Origin of the sequence: Isoptericola sp. F-RaC21 (genome assembly GCF_038593535.1) — a bacterium.
In the GTDB taxonomy this organism is placed as follows: domain Bacteria; phylum Actinomycetota; class Actinomycetes; order Actinomycetales; family Cellulomonadaceae; genus Isoptericola.
The window spans coordinates 747,584-770,163 of record NZ_JBCFYX010000002.1 but is presented as its reverse complement, the minus strand read 5'-3'; the positions used below and the strand labels follow the sequence as shown (position 1 = coordinate 770,163).

Sequence of the window (22,580 nt, the reverse complement as noted above, 5' to 3'; positions counted from 1 at the left end):
CGTGACCAGGATCGACTGGGCTAAACTCTCGTCGCTTGCCTCCGTAGCTCAGCTGGACAGAGCGGGTCACTTCTAATGACCGGGTCGCGGGTTCGAATCCTGCCGGGGGCACCATCTCCTCGGTGGAGCGACGGCGCTCCACCTGGGAAAAAGCCGTGCGCCGGACGACGACTTCCCGGCAGACTCATGCATGCACCGCGGTGACGCGCGGCCGGTCCTACACCGGTCGCACGGGTGGTCCCTGGCCCGGACCGACGACCCCACGTCACGAAGGACACCATCACCATGTTTCCCCCGGAGAACCTGCTTCTCGTGCAGGTCATCCAGCGCGAACGCCTCGAGGAGGCCGAGCGCGCACGCACCGTCCGCCGACTGCAGGAGCAGCGCAAGCAGCGCCGGCAGCCGCACGCCAGTCGTCAGCGCACCGGTCTCTCCCGGATGCTGTTCGACCGGCTGACCGCATGACACCCGCCGGGCGAGCGCCCGCCGGGTATCGACCCGGCGACGACACCGCCACGAGGGCCCCGCGGCCCGGACCGTTCCGATCGAACCGTCCGGAGCAGCGGGGCCCTCGTCATGCCGCCACCCTGCTGCGGGGCGTTCGGACCGTAGGCTGACCCCGTGAGCCCCGCGAACCCGAACGAACGCATCGTGTGGATCGACTGCGAGATGACCGGCCTGGACCTGCGCGCGGACGCGCTGGTCGAGGTCGCCGCCGTGGTCACCGACTCCGAGCTCAACGTGCTCGGCGAGGGGGTGGACGTCGTCATCGCGCCGCCCGCCGCGGCCCTCGAGCAGATGAACGACTTCGTCCGCGACATGCACACCACGTCCGGCCTCATCGAGGAGTTCTCCGGCGGCATGACGCTCGCCGACGCCGAACAGGCCGTGCTCGAGTACGTGCGCGAGTGGGTGCCCGACCCGGGCAAGGCCCCCCTGGCGGGCAACTCCGTCGGCACGGACAAGATGTTCCTCGACCGGGACATGCCCGAGCTCGTCGGCCACCTGCACTACCGGATCGTCGACGTGTCGTCGATCAAGGAGCTCGCCCGCCGCTGGTACCCGCGCGTCTACTTCGCCTCCCCCAAGAAGGACGGCGGCCACCGGGCGCTCGCGGACATCCTCGAGAGCATCGACGAGCTGCGGTACTACCGCGAGGCCCTGTTCGTGCCCCAGCCCGGGCCGGACACGAAGACGGCACGGGCCGTCGCCGAGCGCGTCAGGGAGACCTCCGTCACCCGCCACCGCGCGGAGGCCTGAGCGACCTCGCGGAGCATGTACACTTTTCGACGGCCCGGTGCTTCGGCATCCGTCGCAGTCGCGGGCCGTGGTGGCTATAGCTCAGTCGGTAGAGCGCCTGGTTGTGGTCCAGGAGGTCGCCGGTTCAAGCCCGGTTAGCCACCCCATCACGAGAGGCCCCGTAGCGTCCGGTCGGACGCTACGGGGCCTCTCGTCGTCTCCGGCGAGGGGCGCGGCCGGGCGCCGGCGTCGACTCGCGCGCGACGACCGGAGCCGCGAGCAGCAGGACGGCGTGGTCGCCGTGCTGGACGGACCCGCGCCTCGCGCCCTTGACCCTCGACGTTCCGGTATACCATCGGTCCCGGCCGCGGGACGCGGTCCCCCGCGAACCGAAGGAGACACCGCCGCCGTGGCACGACAGGCCGCCCCCGTCCGACCGAGGAGCGCGGCCACCGCCGCCTTCTCCTCCCTGCGGGGCAACCGCCCCTTCCAGCTGCTGTGGGCGTCCAACCTGTTCTTCTTCGGCGGGGTCTGGACGCAGACCCTGGTGCTCGGCTGGCTCGCCTTCGAGCTCACCGGGTCGGAGCTCCTCGTCGCCGTCTACACCGCGGCGCGCCTGGCACCCATGCTGCTGGGACCGGTCGCGGGGGCGCTCGCCGACCGCTACGACCGCATCCGGCTGCTGCTCGTCGCCTGCACCTGGGCCGCGGGCGCCGTGGCCGTGGTCGCCGCCCTCGCGACCGCCGACCTGCTCCCCTACTGGGCGCTGGTCGCGGGCGGGTTCGCCATCGGCATCGCCCAGTCGCCGTCCCAGCCCGCGAGGATGTCCCTGGTGCTCGACCTGGTGGGCCGTGAGAACCTCTCGAACGCGAACGCGCTCAACTCCATGGCGATGAACATGACCCAGGTCATCGGGCCGGCGCTCGGCGGCGCGATGATCGCGGCGATCGGCGCCCCCGCCGCGCTGTGGGTCTCGACCGCCTGGTACGTGGCGTCGCTGCTGCTCGTGCTGCCGCTGCGACGCCTGCGCACCCGCACCGGACCGGGCGGTCACGCATCCGCGTCGGTGCTCGCCATGGTGGCGGGCGGCTTCCGCGCCGTCGCCGGCAACCGGCTCGCCGTCGCCGTCCTGCTGGTCACCCTGGCCGCCAACGTCTTCCTGTGGCCGGTGTTCCAGTCGTTCATGCCCGTCTTCGCCGCCGAGTCGTTCGGGCTCGACGCCGCGGGGCTCGGCGCGCTGCTCACCTGCGCCGGCGTGGGCGGCCTGGTCGGCTCGCTCGCGATCGCAGCCCTGGGCGACTTCCGGTTCAAGGGCGCGCTGTTCGTGCTCGGGACGACGGTGTGGGGGCTGGCCTGGGCCGCCTTCTCGCTGGCCACGACGCCGGCGCCCGCGTTCGTGCTCATGGCCGTCATCGGGCTGGCCAGCGCGGCGTTCGGGGTGCTGCAGACCACGCTGCTGCTGATGGTCACGGAGCCGGCCGTGCACGGCCGGGCCCTCGGGCTGCAGGAGCTCGTCATCGGCGTCATGCCCGCCGCGACCCTCGTGATCGGCGCGGTCGCCGAGCGCGTCGGGGTGCCGCGCACCGCGCTCGGGGCGAGCCTCGCGCTCGTCGTATGCCTCGTCGTGCTCATGGTCGCCGTGCCGGCCCTGCTGCGGATCGGCCGGGCCGACGACGGCGAGGCCAGCCCGTGAGTCCCGGCCCCCTGCCCCGGCTCAGGCCCGGGCGACGATCGCGTCGGCGAACGCGTCCAGGGTCGCCGCGGTGCCGGAGTGCTGCATCCACAGCGACGGCTCGGTGAGTTCGAGCTCGATGACCATGGGCGTGCCGTCGTCGCCGGTCACGAGGTCCACGCGGGCGTAGAGGAACGGCTGCTCGCCGCCGACCTGCTCGCGCGCGACCGCGAGCGCCTTCTCCGCGACGTCGACCTGCTCGGCCGTCGCGACCGCGGGTTCCATCTGCTCGGCCGCGTAGAGCGCGTCGCCGGCCTCCGCGGGCCCGGTGAGCAGCGCGTGCTTGCGCACCGCGTGCCGCAGCTCGCCGTCCACGAAGACGAGGCCGGTCTCGCCCGACGTGTCCACGGAGGTGACGTAGGGCTGGATCATCACGGCGCGACCGCCGTCGAGCAGGTCCACGGCGTGCGTGATCGCGAGCGCCCGCGACTGCGCCGACACCGGCTGGTAGCGGCCCGTGTCCTGCGCGCCCGCGCTGACCACGGGCTTGACCACGAAGTCGCCGAAGGCCGGCATCCGCGTGTGCACCGCACGCTTCGACAGGTGCCGGTCCGGGTCCAGCCAGATCGTCGGGATGACGGGCACACCCGCCTCCTCGAGGGTGCGCAGGTAGCCCTTGTCGGTGTTCCAGGCCAGCACGCGGGCGGGGTTCTCGAGGCGCGGGACCCGCTCGGCCCAGGCGAGGAACTCGTCGCGGCGGGGCGAGTAGTCCCAGGTCGAGCGTACGACGACGAGGTCGTAGACCGACCAGTCCACGTCCGGGTCGTCCCACACGACGGCCTCGGCCACCACGCCGCGCTCGGTGAGCGCCGCGAGCAGCGGGCGGTCGTCGCTGTCGAGGCGGGGCAGGGCGGAGCAGGTGGCGAGGCCGATGCGCGTCGTGGTCACCCGCCGAGCCTAGTCGGCGGAGGTCGCCGCGCCCGCCGCGCCGTCTGCCGCGGGCGCCGCGGCGTCCGCGGCCCGGCGCAGCCCGCCGAGGATCCCGGCCGCGGTGAGCGACCCGATCACGGCGCCGTCGGCGTCGGTCACCGGCACGCGCCCCTGCGACGACGTCGGCAGCGCCGCCACGGCCTCGAACGCGTCCGCCAGGCTCGCGCCGAGCGGCACGGCCGGCGGCGCCGGCTGCACGACCAGGGACGCGTCCTCGAGGTCGTCGCGCCGGACGGCCGCGAGCGCGAGCATCCGCTGGTGCGCGCCGGCGCCGACGAAGTCCCGCACGCGGTCCGTCGCGGGGTGCGCGAGGACGGTCAGGGGCGACGCGACCTGCTCGAGGTGCCCGCCGCGGGAGAGCACCGCCACGCGGTCGCCGAGGCGCACGGCCTCGTCGACGTCGTGCGTGACGAGCACGACCGTGGAGCCGACCTCGGCGAGGATGCGCGACACCTGGTTCTGCAGGTCGCGGCGGCGCTCGGGGTCGACCGCGCCGAACGGCTCGTCCATGAGGAGCACGGGCGGGTCGGTGGCGAGCGCGCGGGCCACGCCGACGCGCTGCCGCTCCCCGCCCGAGAGCTGGTGCGGGTAGCGCCGGCCGTACTGTTCCGCAGGGAGCCCGACGAGGGCGAGCACCTCGGCCACGCGGTCGCGCACGCGCTGCCGGTCCCAGCCCAGCAGCCGCGGCACGGTGGCGACGTTGGCCTCGACCGTGCGGTGCGGCAGCAGCCCGACGTCCTGGATGACGTACCCGGTGCGGCGACGCAGCGCGACGGGGTCGACGTGCGTGACGTCCTCGCCGTCCACCAGGATCCGCCCCGACGTGAGCTCGACGAGCCGGTTGATCATCCGCAGCGTGGTCGACTTCCCGCAGCCCGAGGGGCCGACGAGGGCGAGCACCTCCCCGGGCTCGACGGTGAGGCTCAGCCCCTCGACCGCGACCGTGCCGTCCGGGTAGGCCTTGCGTACGGCGTCGAGCTCGATGCCGGCGGACAGCCGGGCGGGCGTCCGGGAGGGCGCGCTGGCGGAGGTGGGCATGGCTGCGAGGCTATCGAGGGCCTCCCGCACGCCGGCCCGCGGCGCGCCGAGGCGCTGCCGGGCCCGGCGTCGGGGGCTGCCGCTACGGTCGAGCCCATGGTCACCGCCGTCGCCACCGCTGCGGACAACCCGTGGTTCTCCTGGTCGTACGTGACCGACAACGCCGACGTGCTGTGGGCCCGCACCACCGAGCACGCGCTGCTGACGATCGAGGCGGTCGCCATCGCGGCCGTGATCGCGGTCCCGCTGGGGCTCCTGGCCTCGCGGGTGCGCTGGCTCGCGGGGCCTCTCCTGGGCACGGCCGCGGTCGTCTACACGGTGCCGTCGCTCGCGCTCTTCGCGATCCTGGCGCCGATCATGGGCATCGGCCGACAACCGGTGCTGCTCGGCCTCGTGCTCTACGCGTTGCTCGTCATCCTGCGCAACACCGTGACGGGGCTCGACGGCGTGGACCCGGCCGCCGTCGACGCCGCGCGCGGCGTCGGGCACGGCCCGCTGCAGGTGCTGGCGCGGGTGCGGCTGCCGAACGCGCTGCCGAGCATCGTGGCGGGGCTGCGGCTCGCCACCGTCACCACCGTCGCCCTGGTCACGGTGGGGGTCGTGGTCGGCTACGGCGGGCTGGGCCAGCTGATGTTCCAGGGCTTCCGCAACAACTTCTACCGGGCCGAGATCCTCACGGCGACGATCGCCTGCGTGCTGCTCGCCCTGGTGCTCGACCTGGTGCTGTGGGCCGCCGGCCGCGCGCTCACCCCCTGGCTGCGCGGGAGGTCCGCATGACCACGACCGCGAGCTCCTCACCGGGGGTCGTCGAGCAGGCCGTCACCTACCTCAACGACCCCCTGAGCTGGACGGGACCGGGCGGGATCCTCGAGCTGGGCCGGGAGCACCTGCTGCTCACGGCCTCGGCGGTGCTCATCGCCACGGTGGTCGCGCTGCCGGTCGGCGCGTGGCTCGGCCACGGCCGGCGCGGCGGCGGCGTCACCGTGTGGCTCACCAACGCCAGCCGCGCCGTGCCCACCCTCGGCATCATCCTGCTCCTGGCGACCGCGGGGCTCTTCGGCGACGGCGCCACCGTGGTGGCCGCCGCCGTGTTCGCCCTCCCCGTGCTGCTCGTCAACACGTACGAGGGCGTGCGCGGCGCGGACCCCTCGGCGCGCGACGCCGCGATCGGCCTCGGCATGCCGGGCCGGCAGGTGCTCACCCGGGTGGAGCTCCCGCTGGCCACGGCCCTGGTCGCGGCGGGCCTGCGGACCGCCGTCGTGCAGGTCAGCGCCACCGTGCCCCTCGCCGCGCTCGCCGGCGGCGGCGGCCTCGGCCAGATCATCGCGCTCGGGATGGGCACCCAGCGCTACGGGCAGGTGCTCGCCGGCGGCGTGCTGGTCGCCGCCCTGGCCCTCGTGCTCGACGGCGTGTTCGCCGTCGTGCAGCGCCTCGTCACCCCCGCTCCCCTGCGCGCCGCCGCCCGGCGGTGAGCACTCTCACGACGCCGGCCCACCACGGCGTCGATCCACCACAAACCGGTTGCCTCGCCCCGGCCGCCGCGGTCGAATGGGGCGGATCGCCCTCGTCTCCACCCGCACCACCCCTGCCGGTCCCCTCCCACGGACGGAGAGCACGATGACCCCCCACCCCACGACCACCCTGCGACGCACGACGGCCGCGCTGGCCGCCGTCGTCGGCGTCGGCGGCCTGCTCGCGGCCTGCGGCGACCCCGGCTCGGCCGGGGGTGGCGGATCCACGTCCGCCGCCTCGGGCAGCCCCGCGGCCGCGACCTGCGAGGCCGTCCCGGGCGACGAGCTCGTGGTGCTCGAGGACGACAAGAAGCTGCAGACGGTGGACAACATCATCCCGGCCGTCAACGCCGACCTCGCGTCCCAGGCGCCCGACCTGATCCCGCTCCTCGACACCGTGTCGGCCGCGCTCGACACCGACACGCTGATCGGGCTGAACAAGGCGGTCGACATCGAGCGCAAGACGTCGGAGGACGTCGCCGCCCAGTTCGTCGAGGACGCCGGCCTGGCCGCCGACGACGCCTCGGCCGGCAAGGGCGTGAAGGTCGCGATCGGCGCGGCGGACTTCGCCGAGAGCGCCACGCTCGGCAACATCTACGCGGACGTGCTCGAGAGCGCCGGCTACGACGCCACCGTCACGACCATCGGCAACCGCGAGACCTACCTGCCCGCGCTGCTGAAGGGCGAGCAGGTCCAGATGGTGCCCGAGTACGTGGGCACGCTCACCGAGTTCCTCAACAAGGACGCCAACGGGGCGGACGCGGAGCCGAAGGCCAGCGGCGACCTGGACTCGACCGTGGCCGCGCTCACCGAGCTCGGCGACGCGGCGGGCCTCGCGTTCGGCACGCCGTCCCCCGCGCAGGACCAGAACGCGTTCGCCGTCACGAAGGACTTCGCGGCCGAGCACGACCTGACCACGCTCAGCGACCTCGCCGCGGCCTGCGGCGGGCTGGTGCTCGGCGCCGGGCCGGAGTGCACGGAGCGGCCGTTCTGCCAGCCGGGCCTCGAGAAGACGTACGGCCTGACGTTCTCCGAGTTCCGGTCCCTGGACGCCGGCGGGCCGCTCACCAAGGCGGCGCTGCAGAAGGGCGAGATCACCCTCGGCCTGGTGTTCAGCTCCGACGGCTCCCTGTCCACGTCCGCCGCCGGCTGAACGCTGGTTGAGCTTGTCGAAACCCGGTGAGGGTTTCGACAAGCTCAACCAACGGGTGCCGGGCTTCGACAAGCTCAACCAGCGAGGCAGGCGGTCAGTGCTTGGCGGTCGCCTTCTCGGCGCCCGCGCCGGTGAGGGAACGGACCTCCATCTCGGCGAACTTCTCCGGGTGCGGCTTCTCCTTGGACAGGAGGGTGCCGACGATCCCGAGCAGGAAGCCCAGCGGGATGGACACGAGGCCCGGGTTGGTCAGCGGGAAGACCGCGAAGTCCGCGCCCGGGAACATCGCCTTCTCGTCCCCGGACACCGTGGGCGACAGGACGATGAGCACGATGCAGGAGATCAGGCCGCCGTAGATGCTCCACAGGGCGCCCGCGGTGTTGAACCGCTTCCAGAAGAGCGAGAACACGATCGTCGGCAGGTTGGCCGACGCCGCCACCGCGAACGCGAGCGCCACGAGGAACGCGACGTTCTGGTTCTGGGCGAAGATGCCGCCCACGATGGCGATGATGCCGATCACGACCACGGTCCAGCGGGCGATCCGCACCTCGGAGTCGGGCTTGACCTTCCCCTTCTTGATGACGTTGGCGTAGATGTCGTGCGAGAAGCTCGCCGCGGCCGTGATCGTGAGCCCGGCCACCACGGCGAGGATCGTGGCGAAGGCGACCGCGGAGATGAGGCCGAGCAGGATCTCGCCGCCGAGGGCGAAGGCCAGCAGCGGCGCGGCCGAGTTCACGCCGCCCGGGGCGTTGTTGATCGTCTCCGGCCCGACGAGGGCGCCCGCACCGTAGCCGAGCACCAGCGTGAACAGGTAGAAGATGCCGATGAGCCAGATGGCCCAGACCACCGAGCGCCGGGCCTCCTTGGCCGTCGGCACGGTGTAGAAGCGCATGAGCACGTGCGGCAGGCCCGCCGTCCCGAGCACCAGGGCCAGGGCCAGCGACAGGAAGCTGAGCTTCGACGTGCCGTCGATGCCGTACTGCTTGCCCGGCTCGAGCAGCGACTCGCCGCCCTCGCCGGCGGCCTGGACCGCGCCGCCGAGCAGGTCGGAGAGGTTGAAGCCGAACTGGGCCAGCACCCAGACGGTCATGATGGCGGCGCCCGCGATGAGGAGCACGGCCTTGATGATCTGCACCCAGGTGGTGCCCTTCATGCCGCCCACCAGCACGTAGAGGATCATCAGCGCGCCGACGACGGCGATGACGAGGCTCTGGCCGGCTCGGCTGTCCACGCCCAGCAGCAGCGCGACGAGGCCGCCGGCGCCGGCCATCTGGGCGAGCAGGTAGAAGAAGACCACGAGCAGGGTCGCGAGGGCCGCCGCCATCCGGACGGGGCGCTGGCGCAGCCGGAAGGAGAGCACGTCGGCCATCGTGAACTTGCCGGTGTTGCGCAGCAGCTCCGCGACGAGGAGCAGCGCGACGAGCCAGGCCACGAGGAAGCCGATCGAGTACAGGAAGCCGTCGTACCCGTTGATCGCGATGGCGCCGCAGATGCCGAGGAAGGACGCGGCGGACAGGTAGTCGCCGGCGATCGCGGTGCCGTTCTGCGGGCCGGTGAAGTTGCGCCCGCCGGCGTAGAAGTCGGCGGCGGACTTGTTCTGCCGCGACGCCCGGAACACGATCACGAGCGTGACCAGGACGAACGCGGCGAAGATGCCGATGTTCACCCAGGGGTTGCCGACGTCGGTGGCCTCGGCCGCGGACACGACCGGCGCTCCGGTGGCCCCCGCGACGGACTCGGTCAGGATGCCGCTCACAGCTCGCCCTCCTCGATCTCACGGCGCAGCGCGTCGGCCCGCGCGTCGAACTTCCTGTTCGCCCAGCGGGCGTAGAGCATCGTGATGACGAACGTGGAGACGAACTGGCCGAGCCCGAACAGCAGGCCCACGGTGATGTTGCTGTCGCCCAGCCGGATGCTCATGAAGTCGTGGGCGTAGTTGGCGAGCAGGACGTAGACGAAGTACCAGACGAGGAACAGCGCCGTCATCGGGAACACGAAGTTCCGGAAGGCGCGCCGCAGCCCCTGGAACTCGTCCGACCTCTGCACCCGTTGGTACTCGGTCTCTCCGGGTGGCGGCCCCGCGGTGGACAGGTCGCTCATGATGCCTCCGTTGGCTCAGGCGATCGACGGGGCCACGCTGCCCCGTTCGAGAACGTTTCGCGTGCCCACACCCTGCTAGAGCCAGGCGCTGTGGCGCAAGTCACTTCCCGGGCGCGTCCCGGGTCGGTGCCGGAGGTCGGTACAGATCGGCGAGCAGGGCGGCGAGCGAGGCCGGCGCACGCGAGGCTCAGACGCGCACGTACTCCAGGTCCGCCGCGCCCCGGCCGGCGGCGGACCCCTTCTTCTCGAAGCTGGTGAGCACGCGCCCCTCGAACCGCGGCGCGCGCTCCCCCGGCCCGTGGGCGTTGCGGAAGTCGTCGGAGGCCTCGAGCACGTCGAGCATCTGGTCGGCGTAGTGCGCCCAGTCGGTCGCGAGCCGCCAGACGCCGCCGGGACGCACGACCCGGGCGGCGAGCGCGGCGAACGCCGGCGTGACGAGCCGACGCTTCTGGTGGCGCGACTTGTGCCACGGGTCGGGGAAGAAGACCCAGAGCTCGTCGACGGACGCCTCCGGCAGCGCGGTGGCCAGCAGCTCCGCCGCGTCGGCCTGCACCAGGCGCAGGTTGTCGAGCTCGTTGCCGGGGGCGCCGCCGTCGCGCCCGGGGTCGACGCCCGCGTGCCCGGCGCGGACGATGGTCTGCGCCAGCCCGGGCGTGTACACCTCGACGGCGAGGTGGTCGCGCTCGGGGTGCGCGGCCGCGGCGGCGACGATCGCCTCGCCCTGGCCCGACCCGATCTCCACGACCAGCGGGGCGGAGCGCCCGAAGACCTGCGGGGGGTCGAACCGCCAGGCGGGGTCGACCGACGTCACGGCGACGTCGCGCGGCACGTCCACGAGGTACCGGTCGCGACGCGTGTCCCACGCCTTGCGCTGCGCCGTGGTCAGGCGCGCGCTGCGCCGCACGAAGCTCACGGGCTGGCGCCGGTAGCGCGGGTCGACGGGCTCGGACGTCACGGGATCAGGCACGGCTCAAGGGTAAGCGGCTCGCCGCGCGCCGAGGTCAGGAGCTGAGCTCCACGAGCGCGAGCAGCGCCGCGCCGTACGCCTCGGCCGGGTCGGCGTCCGTGAAGGTCCGTGGCTCGCCGAGCAGCTCCACCTCGACCTCGTAGGCCTCCTCCTCGCCGTGGGGGCCCTGGGCGGTGGTGCGGGTGAGCCCCCGGAAGGTGGAGCGCAGCAGCTCGCGCAGCTGGTCCTCGCGCGGCAGCCACAGCGCGTCCTCGACGGCCACGGAGTCGAGCGCCCACTCGGTGGTGCCGTTGAACCCGAGGATCGTGCCGGTCGGGTAGTCGTGCGCCTCGATCGTCATCGTGCTGACGGTGAAGACGTCGGCGGTCGGTTCGAGGGCGTCGATGCGGAACCGGTCGCCGTCGGCGGGCCGCCACACCAGCCCCGCGTCGCGCAGCCGGGCCGCGAGCTCGGTGGAGATCATCGACCCATCCTGGCCCCTCACCCGAGCCCGAGCACCCGCTGCACGAACCAGACGAGCCCGACGACGGCGACCGCGGCGGCGAGGAGGGCCGTCACCCACCGTGCCGCGTGCGGCGCGCGCCGTCGCAGCAGCACGAGCAGCGGGAAGACCACGGCGATGATGCCGAGCTGCACCGCCTCGATGCCGACGTTGAACACGAGCAGCGAGCCGAGCAGCCCCCACGACCAGGGCTCGTCGAGCCCCAGGGCGCCGGCGAAGCCCAGCCCGTGCACGAGGCCGAACGCGAACACGACGGCGAGCCGCGTGACGTCGGACCGCGTCAGGTCGTGCCATCGTCGCCAGACCTGCTGCCGTGGCTCCGTCGCGACGTCGACCAGCGCGTCGAGCCGCGGCGGCGCGCCGGGCCGCGCGGCCCAGAGGTGTCCCGCGGCGACGGCGGCGATCGAGAGCGCGATGACCGGCTCGACCACGGCACCCGGCGCGCTCACCGCGCCGGTCGCGGCGAGCAGGAACGTCACGGAGTGCGCCACGGTGAACGCCGTCGCCACCAGCACGACGTCGCGCAGGCGCCGCGAGCCGACGATGAGCGCGAGCAGGAAGAGCAGGTGGTCCGGGCCGAGCAGCAGGTGCTCGGCCCCGAGCACGAAGAACGCGCCCAGCCGACGGGCGGTGCGGTGCTCGCCCGTGGTGACGGTGGGCTCCGACGGCGTCAGCACGGCGGAGCCCTGCTCCTCGTCGAGGTCGTACGCGACCATCGTCTCGGTGGAGTGCACGAACGACTCGGTGTCCGGGAAGAGCGCGCTGAACAGCGTGTGGGTCGCCGCGGTCTCGTCGTCGGGCCCGTCCTCGCCGGCAGGGCAGGCGTAGTCGAGCACGACCGTCGCGTAGGGCGTGCCGCCGCGGTCGCCGACCGTCGGGTCGGCCGCGAGCGCCGGGGTGCAGAGGTCGTCGCCCGCCGCCACCTGGAACCGCTCGGCGACGTAGGCGGCCACCTCGTCGGCGTGCTCGGCGAGCTGCGCCTCCTGCGCCGCCTGGCCGCGAGCCTCGTAGGCCTCGGCCGTGAGCCATGCGGACTTCATGAGCAGGTCGTACTCGAGGTCGAGCGCGACGTGCACGTCGGCGCCGTCGCCCGCCGTGGCCCGCGCGTACGCGTCGGTCGTGGCGTCGTGCGCGGCGGCGGGGCCGGCCGGGCCCACGACGGCGAGCACGACGGCGAGCACGGTGGCGGCGAACCCGAGGGCCGCCAGGACGGCGCCGCGACGCGACGCCGTCCTGGCCGGGGAGGTGGACGTCACCGCTTGCCGCCCCGGGTGGTGAAGAAGGCCGGCTCGGCGGCGGTGACACCGCCGCCGCGCGTGGTGGCCGTGACGACCCACGCGTACTGCGTGTCCCGCTTCAGCCGGTCCCAGCGGACCGACGCGACGTCCCCCGACGCGACGGTCCTCGTCCCGATCACCCGGGTCGGCGCGTAGACGGCCAGCGAGTCCGTGACCAGCGACGTCTTCCGCGTGGTGAGGTCCACCGGGAGCACGGCGTTGTCGGCGGTGGAGTCGTAGCGGGCGTCCGGGTCCCACTCGTCGGCCCCGAAGTCGTCGAGGAACGGCGAGTAGGTGTCGACGCTCATCTCGGCGCGGTCGACGTCGAACTGCAGCAGGCGGAAGTACGACGCGCCGAACCGCAGCCGCTCGGACGGGTCGTAGCCCCCGATCGAGCCGAGGCCCACCCGCTGGGCGGGCACGGTGAACGCCTGGTAGTCCGCGAGCAGCTCGACGACGCCGTCCGCGATCTGCCCGACCTTCGGCTTGACGTTGGTCGTGACGCCGTGCACGTGCCCGGCCAGCACGAGGAACACGTTGTCGTTCGGCTCGACGACGTACCTGTACAGCGGCGAGCCGTCCGGCGTGGCGAAGCCCGCGTTCCGGCCGTCCTTCTGCGTGCTGGCCGCGAGGTACGCGTGGGTCATGAGGATGCCGTTGCGGTCGGAGTACCGCTCGAAGATCCCGTCGGCCCACTCGGCCTCCTCACGGGTGACGCCGTATCCCATGCCGACGGCGACGAAGTCCAGCCCGCCCGCGGAGAACAGGACGTAGTGGTTGGAGTTGTCGCCCTCGCGCCAGGAGCCGTACTCGGCGTTCTCCCAGGACTCGGCCGCGGCCTCGTACCGGTCGGGGCCGAAGTACTCGTTGTACGTGTCGGCGCCGCCGTCCGCCCCGGACCAGTTGTCGTGGTTGCCGGCGACGGCGGAGTTGGGGATGCCGTCGATGGTCGCCTGGTGGCGCGAGGAGACCTCGAACTCGCCGGTCACCTGCTCCTTCATGGCGTCGTCCTTCGGCTCCCGGATGTTGTTCTCGATGAGGTCGCCGGTGTGCGAGACGAACGCGATCTTGCGCTCGTCGGCGTTCGCGGCGATCCAGTCGGTCACGCCGGCGTACGCGGACTCCCAGATCTCCCGCTCCTGCGCGGTCTCCTGCTCGACGGCGCCCTCGGACAGGTACTGGGTGTCCGTCATGTGCGCGATCGAGAAGTCGTAGTCGGCCGGGTCGGCGAAGCCCTCGGGCCCGGGCTCGATGTCGTCCGCGAACGGGTCAGAGGCCGCGACCATGACGTGCACGACGCCGCGGTCGCGGTGCTCGGGTCCGGCCGGCGCCGTGAGCACGGTGTCCCCCTCGGCCGAGCCGCGCGACGCGGCGAGCGTGTCCCACGCCTTCGCCGTCGTGTCCCACACCAGCAGCGACACCTCGCGCGCCGGGTCGGCGGTGCCGCTCCAGCGCACGACCGGGTGCTCCTCGCGGCTCTTCACCCGCACGTCGAAGCGCTGATAGGCGACGGCGTCCGCCTGCGGCGAGGCGAGGGTCGTGCCGTCGCCCGCGGCCAGGCCCTTCGCGGACGCCTTCTTCGCCCCGCGGGGGTTCAGCTCCGTCGGCACGGCGTCGGCGGTGCCCTGGCGGACCTCGCCGGGCAGCAGCACGTCCGCCTGCGCGAACGTCGCGGTGACCCGGCCGTCGTCCGGGCCGGCGACCCGGGCGGAGAGCGTCACCGGGGAGTCGACGTCCGTCGCCCCGCGGGCCGGGGCGAGGCCGGTCGGGACGTCGGGCACCCCGGCGCTCGTGAACGTGATCTCGCGCGTCGCCGCGTTGCCGAGGGAGTCCGCGGTCGCCACCTCGAGGGTGTGCTCGCCCGCGGTCAGGCCGGGGCCGACGGGGGTGCCGAGCGCGACGGCCTCGCCGTCGAGCGTGACCTGCGCGTCGCCGACGACGCCGTGCGGGTCGTCGAGCTCCACCGCGAGCGGGACGGCGGACGTGATCCGCGCGCCGTCGGCCGGGGCGGACGACGCGACGCGCGGGGCGGAGTTGTCCGTCTCGAGGAGGCGGGTCGCGACCTCGCCGGTCGTGGAGGTCGCGGCCAGCTCGTGCTCGCCGTCCTCGAGGTCCGCGGTGTCGAGGTCCGCGCGCAGGCCGCGCGCGGGGGCGTCGACGAGGAAGTGCAGGTCGACCTGGCGGAACGCGTTGAGGTTGGAGCCGCAGGTGCCGTCGCCGAGCGCGTACGACGGCGCCGCGTCCTGCTGCGCCGCCGTCCCCGACGCCGGCGTCAGCACGACGTCGGAGATGGTGAAGTCGTCGAGGTTGCAGTCGTTCTCGAAGGCGCCGGTGACGACGTCGACCTCGTTCCAGCCGGGCAGGAGCCACTCGTTCGGGAACGTGATCTCGCCGCGGCCGCCGACGATGGTCTGGTCGATGCGCCGCTCGATGCCGTTGATCCGCAGCGCGTTGGTCGCGGAGCCGTCGAGCGAGTTGGAGCCGACGACGAACGAGACGGTGGCCTCGCCGTGCCCGAGGGCCGGGAAGGCCGTCACGCCGGGCGCGTCGATCGTCCACGTCAGCTCGACCTTCGGCAGCGCGGTGCTGGACGAGCCGCAGCTCCCGTCGCCCATCGCGTACGAGGCCCGCAGGTCGGCCGGCGGCGTCACGGTGCCGTCGGCGAGGCTCAGCGCGAGGTCCGACGCGGTGAAGTCGTCGAGGTTCGCCCCGCACGACGACGACACGTCACCCGCCACCAGCGCGATCGTGTTCTCGCCGGGGTGCAGCAGGCGGTTCGGGACGCCCACCTGGACCCGCTCGGACACGAGGTCGCGGCCGCCGTCGCCGCGCAGGTCGAGCCGGGTGCCGTTGACGACCAGGTGGTTCTGGTAGCGCGTCTCGATCGAGTTCGTGCCGACGTCGAACGAGAACACCGACACCCCCTCGCCCAGCGTCGCGGGCCCGGCGGCCGGCTCGCCGTCGACGGTCAGCGACGCGGTGCCGCCCTCGCCGTCGGCCGGGGCGGACGCCGTGACGGTCTGCACGCCCCGCGTCAGGGTGCCGTCCTCCGGGGACAGCGCGGGCGCGCCCACCGGTGCGTTGTTCACCCGCACGGTGTGCGTGGCCGTCGCTCCCGAGCGGGTCGTCGCGACGACGTCGTGGGTGCCGTTCGCGAGCGTCGTCGTGTCGACGTCGGCGGCGAGCCCCGTGGTGGCGCCCGGCGCCTCGTCGAGCTCGAACGTCACGGTCGCCGTCCTGAGGTACGAGGTGTTGCTGCCGCAGGACCCGTCGCCCATCGAGTAGGAGAAGGCGTTGCCGGCGTCCGCCGCGGTCTCGCCGAGCAGCTCGAGCTGCACCTCGGAGACGACGAAGTCGTCGAAGTTCACGCCGCAGGACGAGTCCTGGCCGCTCGCGTGGATCTCCACGGTGTTGGTGCCCGGCACGAGCCACCCGTTCGGGACCGGGACCGTGACCCGCTCGGACACCCAGGTGCGCTCCTGGTCGACGCGGTGGCCGTTGACCACGAGGTAGTTGCCGAACGCCACGTCGGCGGAGTTGCTCCCGACGTCGAAGGTCAGCGCGGAGGTGCCCGCCGTCGTCTCGAGGCCGGGGACGTCCGTGCCGTCCACGGTGATCCGGCCGACGGGGTCGCCCGCGGTGGTCGGGTCGGCCGCGAACCGCACCGCGCCCTCGAGGTGGGCGCCGTCCTTCGGCGTCAGCGTGGGCGCGGTCCCGGGCTTGCCCGGCTTCTTCCCGCGCTCCTTGGCCGCGGGAGCGTCCTCCGGCCAGCCCGGGAACCCGGGGAACCGCGCGTCGGCGGTCGCCGGCGCCGCCGGGTCCGGGGCCGCGGGAGCCGCCGCGGCGGGCACGACGCCGGCGGCGGGGAGCGCCAGCGCCGTCGCCACCACGCAGGCGGCGAGGGTGGACGCGCGCAGGCGTCCTGAGGGGTTCGGCCGCATCAGCGTGCCGTCCTTCCTGTCGTCGATGAGGGAAGGGCGCTCCCGCCAGGCAGCCCGGGCTCACCCGGAACCAGAGCGTGGCCGCGGCGGGTGAACTCCCCGGTGCGCGCCGGAGGCGACCGGGAGAACTCTGGACGACCACTGGACGCCACCTGCTCACGGCACGACGAAGCCCCGCCCGGCACTGCCGGACGGGGCTTGCTGGTGCGCCATCAGGGACTCGAACCCCGAACCCGCTGATTAAGAGTCAGCTGCTCTGCCAATTGAGCTAATGGCGCATGGTCACGCATGTCACGCTTGGTCAGAGGACGCCCGCAGGATCGCACCGGAAGGGTCCTCACGCGACGAGGTCCCCGCGGTACGGGGACCTCGTGCTGGTGCGCCATCAGGGACTCGAACCCCGAACCCGCTGATTAAGAGTCAGCTGCTCTGCCAATTGAGCTAATGGCGCTGGCGGGGTGAAACATTACCAGCCGTCCGCGCCTGCCGGGAAACCGTCCCGGCCCGTCGGGCCTGTGACCTGCGCGACAGGTCACCGGAACGCCTGGTGGCCCGTCAGGTGCCGGCCGAGGATCAGGGTGTGCACCTCGTCGGTGCCCTCGTACGTGCGGACCGCCTCGAGGTTGGCGGCGTGCCGCATGGGCGAGTGCTCCAGCGTGATGCCGTCGCCGCCGAGCACGGTGCGCGCGGTCCGGGCGACGTCGATCGCCGACCGCACGTTCGCGAGCTTGCCGGCCGAGATCATGTGCGGCTCCAGCCGTCCGGCGTCCTTGAGCCGCCCCAGCCGCAACGCCAGCAGCTGCGCCCGGGACACCTCCAGGGCCATGTCCACGAGCTTCGCCTGGGTGAGCTGGAAGGCGGCGAGCGGGCGGCCGAACTGGACCCGCTCCCCCGCGTGCCGCAGCGCGGCGTCGAGGCAGTCGCGCGCCGCGCCGGCCGCGCCCCACGCGATGCCGTAACGGGCCTCCGCGAGGCAGGCGAACGGCCCGGCCAGGCCCGGGTGGTGCGGCAGGATCGCGTCGGCGGGCAGGCGCACGTCGTCGAGCGCGACGTCGCACTGGACGGACGCCCGCAGCGAGAGCTTCGGCTCGATGGGGGTCGCGGTGAAGCCGGGCGTCGACGTCGGGACGAGGAACCCGCGGACCCGCGGCCGGTCGTCGGCGTCGGCCGGGTCCGACGCCCGCGCCCACACCACCGCGACGTCGGCCACGGAGGCCAGGCCGATCCACCGCTTGCGCCCCGACAGCACCCACTCGTCGCCGACGCGCGTCGCCGTGGTCGTCATCGCCGCCGGGTCGGAGCCGGCGGCGGGCTCGGTGAGGGCGAAGCAGCCGATGAGCTCGCCCGCCGCCATCCCGGGCAGCCAACGCTCCTGCTGGGCGGCCGAGCCGTGCTTCGCGATCGCGGACATCGCCAGCGAGCCCTGGACGGAGACGAACGTGCGGATCCCGGAGTCGCCCGCCTCGAGCTCGGCCATCGCGAGGCCGTACTCGACGGCTGACCGCCCCGCGCAGCCGTGGCCGTGCAGGTGCATGCCGAGCAGGCCCGCCTCCGCGAGGCGGGGCACCAGGTCGAGCGGGAACGTCGCGTCCGCGAACCAGCGCGCGACGTGCGGGCGGACGTGCTCGTCCACCAGCGCGCGCACCCGGTCCCGGGTCTCCCGCTCGGCCGCGCTCAGCTCGTCGTCGAGCGCCAGCAGGTCGAGCGGGTCGGGTCGGGCGTCGTCGCCGGTCATGGCCCCACCGTAACGACGGCGGGCGGTGCCGTCAGGGCGGCGTCACAGGTACAGGCCGGTCGCGCCGCCCTCGTCCTCGGTCTCCGTCACGCCGTGCACGTCGCGCTCGCGCAGCAGCACGTAGTCGGTGCCGCCGAGGTCCACCTCGGCCCGGTCCTCCGGGTCGTACAGGACCCGGTCTCCCACGGCGACCTGGCGCACGTGCTCGCCCTTCGCCACCACCACGGCCCACGCGAGCCGCTTGGCGCCGGCCGCGGTCGCGGGGATGACGAGCCCCGCCGTCGACTGCCGCTCGGCCGAGTCCACCTCCGGCTGCACCAGCAGGCGGTCGTGCAGCATGCGGATGGGCAGGGGCGAGCTGGCGGGCGTGGAGCGGGGCGCGCGGTCGGTCACGGGACAACGCTAGACGACGCGGGCGTCTAGGCTCGACGCCGAGCGCGCGGCCGCGACCCTCCCGCGAGCCCTGTCGCCGCGCCCCGCACGACCACGACACCAAGGAGCACCCGTGACCCGTCTCGCCGTCGGCGACGCCGCCCCCGCCCTCGAGCTGCCCGCCGTCCTGCCCGACCCCTCCGGCACGGGCCACACCACCGGCACGTTCTCGCTCGCCGACGCGCTCGCCGAGCCGGGCCGCCAGGGCATCGTCGTGTACTTCTACCCCGCCGCCATGACGCCGGGCTGCACCACCGAGGCCTGCGACTTCCGCGACTCCCTCGCGTCGCTGCAGGGCGCCGGGTACGCCGTCGTCGGCGTCTCGCCCGACGGCGTGGACAAGCTCGCCACGTTCGCCGAGCGCGACGCCCTGACGTTCCCGCTCCTGTCCGACACCGACCACGAGGCGCTCGAGGCCTGGGGCGCGTGGGGCGAGAAGAAGAACTACGGCAAGACGTACGTGGGGGTCATCCGCTCCACGGTCGTCGTGGACCCGGAGGGCAAGGTCGCCGTCGCGCAGTACAACGTCAAGGCCACCGGGCACGTGGCGCGGGTGCGCAAGACGCTGGGCCTCGACTGAGGCGACGGGGGTCACGTCCAGAGGCGTTCCACCGGCAGCACGTGGATCCGGTCGTCTATCTCGTACCCGGTTCCGCCCGTGTAGAACGCGATCCCGGCGGCGAATGATGAACCCAAGCGGTCACGCAGAGCGACGAGCGGCGACAGCTGGCTTCGCTTGATGTGGTCACCCGCCTTCACCTCGACAGCGACGATCGTGCCGTCATGGCGCTCCAGCACCAGGTCGACCTCCAGGTCGTCTCTGGTCCGCCAATAGCCGGCCGAGACGGGTTCGTCCATCCAGGTCGTCTGCCGGATCGCCTCCTGGACGACGAACGATTCGAGCAGGTGGCCGAACTCCGTCAGTGCGGCCGGATCCAGGCGCTTCATCTTCGCCGCGCTCAATCGCAGCAGGTGCGCTCCGATCCCCGAGTCGACGACGTGAATCTTGGGTGACTCGATGCTCCGGGGCAGGACCGTCACGCCCCATGCGGGAAGCCGTTGGATGAGGAACAGCGACTCGAGGAGCTCGATGTAGGCAGCTGTGGTGTCCCACGACGGAGCCACGTCGCTGGCTACCCGCGAGACCTTGAGGACTCCAGCTGTCTGGCCGGCCGTTCGCATGAGCACGTCACGGAGGTCCGATCGCCTGCCGATCCGTCGCAGTGCGCCCGCATCCCGTTCGATCGACTGGCGCACGTGCGCCTCGAACCAGCGCGACCGGGCGGCGTCGGTAGTCTGCGCGAGCGCGAGCGGCATCCCACCACGCATCACGCGCTGGACGTACTCCTCGCGCGACGCGGTAGCGGCCCGCACGCGGTGCTCGACCTTCCCGTCGAACGCCTGCGCGATGAGATGGTTGCCGGTCGCGTCGATCTCGGTCTGTGTCAGCGGGGCGACCGAGAGCCTCTGCAGCCGACCCGTCAGAGCTTGCGTTCCTCGAGGCAGTGATTCGTAGCTCGTCGAGCCGGCAAGCACGAACATGCCGGGTGTCGTATCGCGGTTCAGGCGCGCCTTGACCGCGTCCAACAGGGACGGAACCTTCTGGTACTCGTCGATGAGCACCGGTATGTCGCCGCCGACCACCGCCGACGGGCTGTTCTGTACGAGCTGGAGGTAATCCTCCTGGTCGAGGTCGATCACAACCGCCCCCGACTCCACCGCCAGCCCGTGCAGCAGAGTTGACTTGCCCACCCCTCGCGGGCCCTCGAGGAGCAGCACCGGAGTGTCCGACGAGCGCGCCCGAACGACGGGGGACAGGCGTCGTTCGATCAGGTTGTCCACCCCTCGACCGTAGTGGGTATCGGAATCTGCCGCCAGCGTTTCTCGGAATCTGCCGACGATGAAAGTCGGATTGTGCCGCAGCCCTCCCTCGGAACCTGCCGTGTTCCATCGGCACCGGGGCGCGACCGTCCGGGCCCCTAGCCTGTGACCATGCTTGATGACGAGGTTCCGTTCCAGGAGTCGCACCAGGCGCCGCCGTTCCGGCGCGGGGATTCGGTGGTACTGCGGAGCGTGCGCGACTACGGGGGCCACGTCGGGATGGCCGTGGGCTTCGCCGTCGCCGGCACCGTGGTGCTCGACACCGACGACGTCGTCGTGGTGGCCACCGCCCCGGGGTCGGGGATGCGGACCCGAGCGGGCCAGGGGTCTGGACCGTCAGGCCGCGTCATCCTCCCGAGCGCGTGGGACGGCACGTACGACGAGCGCGTCTGGACGGGCGAGGCCGTCGTCCGCGTCCATCGTCGCGGCGACCGGTGGTCCGTGTGGCGGTGGCACGACGGCGACCGCTGGGGCGACACGTGGTACGGGAACCTCGAGTCGCCGTGGCGGCGGTCCCGCCTCGGCTTCGACACGCAGGACTGGGCTCTCGACGTCGTGGGGCGCGGTCGTCCGGTCGAGGGACCCTGGTCGGTGCGCTACAAGGACCAGGACGAGCTCGACTGGATGGTCGAGCAGGGATCGGTGTCCGCCGCGCAGGCGGCCCACGTCCAGCAGGTCGGAGCACGGCTGATGGACCGCGCCACCGACGCGCTCTGGCCGTTCGACGCCGACTGGGACGCCTGGCGGCCCGACCCGCGGTGGGGACCCGTGCCCTCCCGGAGCACTGGGACCGGCTATGCCTCTGATCGCGCCACCCGGCGGACGGCGAAAGGTCCCGGTCAACATGGCTGACCGGGACCTCACGTGGCGTGCCGGAGACGGGGGTCGAACCCGCACGCCCTGAGGGCACGGCGATCTAAACGCCGCATGTCTGCCAGTTCCATCACTCCGGCCGAGCGCGCGCCAGTCTAGCGACGCACGACGGCCGCCCCGGGACACCCCGGGGCGGCCGTCGCGCGTCGTGCTGACGGTGCGGCGATCAGGCCTGCGGCGAACCGTTGTTCGCGGCGGCGATCTGGGCGCGCACGTCGTCCATGTCGAGGCCCTTGACGGCCTCCACGACCTGCTTGAGCGCGGGGCCGGGCAGGGCGCCGGCCTGGTTGAAGACCAGCACGCCCTCGCGGAACGCCATGAGGGTCGGGATGGCCGTCACGCCCGCGGCGGCGGCGATGCGCTGGTGGGCCTCGGTGTCGATCTTCGCGTGCACGACGTCCGCGTTCTCCTCGGACGAGGCCTCGAAGACGGGCGCGAACTGCTTGCACGGGCCGCACCACTCGGCCCAGAAGTCGACCAGCACGATGTCGTTGTCGGTGACGGTCTTCTCGAACGTGTCGTCGGTGAGCTCGACGGTGGCCATGGGTGTCCTTCCGGTGGGGGTCTCCTCGGCACAGCATCGGCGCCGCCCCCAGTATTCCCGCCCCGGCCAGCCCCCGCGCCCGCGGCCGGGGCGGGCTGGTAGAAACGACGTGTGACGGACACGGCCGAGTTTCCCCCCGACGACGAGTTCTACCCCGAGGAGTCGCAGCCCGCGGGCTGGCTCACGCCGGAGGACCTCGCGGCCGTGCGCGCGCAGCTCCCCCTCGTCTACGTCGACGCCGTCCCGGTGCGCGTGGACGACTCCGGCGACGTCGTCGCCGTCGGGCTGCTGCTGCGCGTCACGCCGCTCGGCACGATGACGCGCGCGCTCGTGTCCGGCCGCGTGCTGTACCACGAGCGGGTGCGCGACGCCCTGCTGCGGCACATCGAGAAGGACCTCGGCCCGGTCGCGCTGCCGCAGGTCCCGGCGTCGCCGCAGCCGTTCACGGTGGCGGAGTACTTCCCCACCCCCGGCATCACGCCGTACCACGACCCCCGCCAGCACGCCGTCTCGCTCGCGTACGTCGTGCCGGTGACGGGCGACTGCCGGCCGCAGCAGGACGCGCTCGACCTCGCGTGGCTCACCCCCGAGGAGGCCTGCAGCGACACCGTGCAGGCGGAGATGATCCACGGCCAGGGCACCATCGTGAAGCAGGCGATGGCCTGGGTCGGCCGCCTGGCGTAGGTCGACGGTCGCCGCCGGGCGGGCGATGAGTTCCCCGCCCC

Annotated in this window: 21 protein-coding genes and 5 tRNA genes; 11 read left to right on the top strand and 15 right to left on the bottom strand. The window is 73.2% G+C overall.

Features of this window, described 5'->3' with window-relative positions; genetic code table 11:
- Window positions 1-37: 37 nt before the first annotated feature.
- The 5 genes from AAG589_RS08995 to AAG589_RS08975 all read left to right on the top strand — a co-directional run bounded on the left by AAG589_RS08995 (window position 38) and on the right by AAG589_RS08975 (window position 2,932).
- A tRNA-Arg gene (locus tag AAG589_RS08995) sits at window positions 38-114 on the top strand.
- A 171-nt stretch (window positions 115-285) separates the two neighbouring features.
- On the top strand, window positions 286-465 hold the full coding sequence (locus tag AAG589_RS08990) for a hypothetical protein (protein ID WP_430566893.1): 180 nt from the start codon (window positions 286-288) through the stop codon (window positions 463-465).
- A 156-nt stretch (window positions 466-621) separates the two neighbouring features.
- The gene (gene orn, locus AAG589_RS08985) at window positions 622-1,260 is read left to right on the top strand and encodes an oligoribonuclease (protein WP_430566892.1); all 639 of its coding nucleotides are present in this window, start codon (window positions 622-624) and stop codon (window positions 1,258-1,260) included.
- Window positions 1,261-1,330: 70 nt separating this feature from the next.
- Window positions 1,331-1,406 (top strand) — tRNA-His (locus AAG589_RS08980).
- Between the two features lie 242 nt (window positions 1,407-1,648).
- A complete protein-coding gene (locus AAG589_RS08975; protein WP_430566891.1) occupies window positions 1,649-2,932 on the top strand; it encodes an MFS transporter in 1,284 nt (427 codons plus the stop codon).
- 21 nt (window positions 2,933-2,953) lie between these two features.
- Here the strand turns inward: AAG589_RS08975 and AAG589_RS08970 are convergent, their stop codons facing one another.
- Window positions 2,954-3,859, bottom strand: coding sequence for an ATP-grasp domain-containing protein (locus AAG589_RS08970; RefSeq protein WP_430566890.1), 906 nt, complete (start codon window positions 3,857-3,859; stop codon window positions 2,954-2,956).
- Window positions 3,860-3,868: 9 nt separating this feature from the next.
- On the bottom strand, window positions 3,869-4,939 hold the full coding sequence (locus AAG589_RS08965; protein WP_430566889.1) for an ABC transporter ATP-binding protein: 1,071 nt from the start codon (window positions 4,937-4,939) through the stop codon (window positions 3,869-3,871).
- Window positions 4,940-5,035: 96 nt separating this feature from the next.
- Here AAG589_RS08965 and AAG589_RS08960 point away from each other — a divergent pair, with 96 nt between their 5' ends.
- The 3 genes from AAG589_RS08960 (at window position 5,036) to AAG589_RS08950 (ending at window position 7,603) form a co-directional block, all read left to right on the top strand.
- Window positions 5,036-5,716 (top strand): ABC transporter permease, encoded by a 681-nt coding sequence (locus AAG589_RS08960; protein ID WP_430566888.1) that lies wholly within the window; start codon window positions 5,036-5,038, stop codon window positions 5,714-5,716.
- Window positions 5,713-6,411 (top strand): ABC transporter permease, encoded by a 699-nt coding sequence (locus AAG589_RS08955; protein WP_430566887.1) that lies wholly within the window; start codon window positions 5,713-5,715, stop codon window positions 6,409-6,411. The genes AAG589_RS08960 and AAG589_RS08955 overlap by 4 nt, the downstream gene beginning before the upstream one ends.
- A 145-nt stretch (window positions 6,412-6,556) precedes the next feature.
- Window positions 6,557-7,603, top strand: a complete 1,047-nt coding sequence (locus AAG589_RS08950; RefSeq protein WP_430566886.1) for a glycine betaine ABC transporter substrate-binding protein — start codon at window positions 6,557-6,559, stop codon at window positions 7,601-7,603.
- Window positions 7,604-7,697: 94 nt separating this feature from the next.
- On the opposite strand, the gene AAG589_RS08945 is transcribed toward AAG589_RS08950, so the two are convergent.
- The 10 genes from AAG589_RS08945 to AAG589_RS08900 all read right to left on the bottom strand — a co-directional run bounded on the left by AAG589_RS08945 (window position 7,698) and on the right by AAG589_RS08900 (window position 18,464).
- Complete coding sequence (locus tag AAG589_RS08945) at window positions 7,698-9,308, bottom strand: solute symporter family protein (protein ID WP_430567180.1); 1,611 nt, start codon at window positions 9,306-9,308, stop codon at window positions 7,698-7,700.
- 47 nt (window positions 9,309-9,355) lie between these two features.
- Complete coding sequence (locus tag AAG589_RS08940; RefSeq protein ID WP_430566885.1) at window positions 9,356-9,703, bottom strand: DUF485 domain-containing protein; 348 nt, start codon at window positions 9,701-9,703, stop codon at window positions 9,356-9,358.
- Window positions 9,704-9,890: 187 nt separating this feature from the next.
- On the bottom strand, window positions 9,891-10,670 hold the full coding sequence (trmB, locus tag AAG589_RS08935) for a tRNA (guanosine(46)-N7)-methyltransferase TrmB (RefSeq protein WP_430566884.1): 780 nt from the start codon (window positions 10,668-10,670) through the stop codon (window positions 9,891-9,893).
- A gap of 34 nt (window positions 10,671-10,704) precedes the next feature.
- On the bottom strand, window positions 10,705-11,133 hold the full coding sequence (locus AAG589_RS08930; protein WP_430566883.1) for a pilus assembly protein CpaE: 429 nt from the start codon (window positions 11,131-11,133) through the stop codon (window positions 10,705-10,707).
- 17 nt (window positions 11,134-11,150) lie between these two features.
- Complete coding sequence (locus AAG589_RS08925) at window positions 11,151-12,428, bottom strand: HupE/UreJ family protein (RefSeq protein WP_430566882.1); 1,278 nt, start codon at window positions 12,426-12,428, stop codon at window positions 11,151-11,153.
- Complete coding sequence (locus AAG589_RS08920; RefSeq protein ID WP_430566881.1) at window positions 12,425-16,390, bottom strand: metallophosphoesterase; 3,966 nt, start codon at window positions 16,388-16,390, stop codon at window positions 12,425-12,427. The genes AAG589_RS08925 and AAG589_RS08920 overlap by 4 nt, the downstream gene beginning before the upstream one ends.
- Window positions 16,391-16,592: 202 nt before the next feature.
- Window positions 16,593-16,668: transfer RNA gene (locus AAG589_RS08915), tRNA-Lys, on the bottom strand.
- Window positions 16,669-16,765: 97 nt separating this feature from the next.
- Window positions 16,766-16,841: transfer RNA gene (locus tag AAG589_RS08910), tRNA-Lys, on the bottom strand.
- Window positions 16,842-16,922: 81 nt separating this feature from the next.
- Entirely contained in the window at window positions 16,923-18,125 is a 1,203-nt protein-coding gene (locus AAG589_RS08905) for an acyl-CoA dehydrogenase family protein (protein ID WP_430566880.1), read from the bottom strand.
- A gap of 42 nt (window positions 18,126-18,167) precedes the next feature.
- Window positions 18,168-18,464 carry a GroES family chaperonin gene (locus AAG589_RS08900; RefSeq protein WP_430567179.1) on the bottom strand — a complete coding sequence of 99 codons (297 nt, stop codon included), beginning with the start codon at window positions 18,462-18,464 and terminating at the stop codon, window positions 18,168-18,170.
- 166 nt (window positions 18,465-18,630) lie between these two features.
- On the opposite strand from AAG589_RS08900, the gene AAG589_RS08895 reads away from it, so the two are divergent.
- Window positions 18,631-19,137, top strand: a complete 507-nt coding sequence (locus AAG589_RS08895; RefSeq protein WP_430566879.1) for a peroxiredoxin — start codon at window positions 18,631-18,633, stop codon at window positions 19,135-19,137.
- Window positions 19,138-19,148: 11 nt separating this feature from the next.
- Here the strand turns inward: AAG589_RS08895 and AAG589_RS08890 are convergent, their stop codons facing one another.
- Window positions 19,149-20,399 carry an ATP-binding protein gene (locus AAG589_RS08890; RefSeq protein WP_430566878.1) on the bottom strand — a complete coding sequence of 417 codons (1,251 nt, stop codon included), beginning with the start codon at window positions 20,397-20,399 and terminating at the stop codon, window positions 19,149-19,151.
- A 150-nt stretch (window positions 20,400-20,549) separates the two neighbouring features.
- Between AAG589_RS08890 and AAG589_RS08885 the strand changes: the two genes are divergently transcribed.
- The gene (locus tag AAG589_RS08885) at window positions 20,550-21,290 is read left to right on the top strand and encodes a DUF402 domain-containing protein (protein ID WP_430566877.1); all 741 of its coding nucleotides are present in this window, start codon (window positions 20,550-20,552) and stop codon (window positions 21,288-21,290) included.
- Window positions 21,291-21,308: 18 nt separating this feature from the next.
- Here AAG589_RS08885 and AAG589_RS08880 read toward each other — a convergent pair.
- Both AAG589_RS08880 and trxA read right to left on the bottom strand, forming a co-directional pair.
- Window positions 21,309-21,391, bottom strand: a tRNA-Leu gene (locus AAG589_RS08880).
- An 86-nt stretch (window positions 21,392-21,477) separates the two neighbouring features.
- Window positions 21,478-21,855: a thioredoxin gene (gene trxA / locus AAG589_RS08875; protein ID WP_430566876.1), complete on the bottom strand. Its 378-nt coding sequence runs from the start codon at window positions 21,853-21,855 to the stop codon at window positions 21,478-21,480.
- Window positions 21,856-21,966: 111 nt separating this feature from the next.
- Between trxA and AAG589_RS08870 the strand changes: the two genes are divergently transcribed.
- Complete coding sequence (locus AAG589_RS08870) at window positions 21,967-22,539, top strand: NUDIX hydrolase family protein (RefSeq protein WP_430566875.1); 573 nt, start codon at window positions 21,967-21,969, stop codon at window positions 22,537-22,539.
- Window positions 22,540-22,580: the final 41 nt, after the last annotated feature.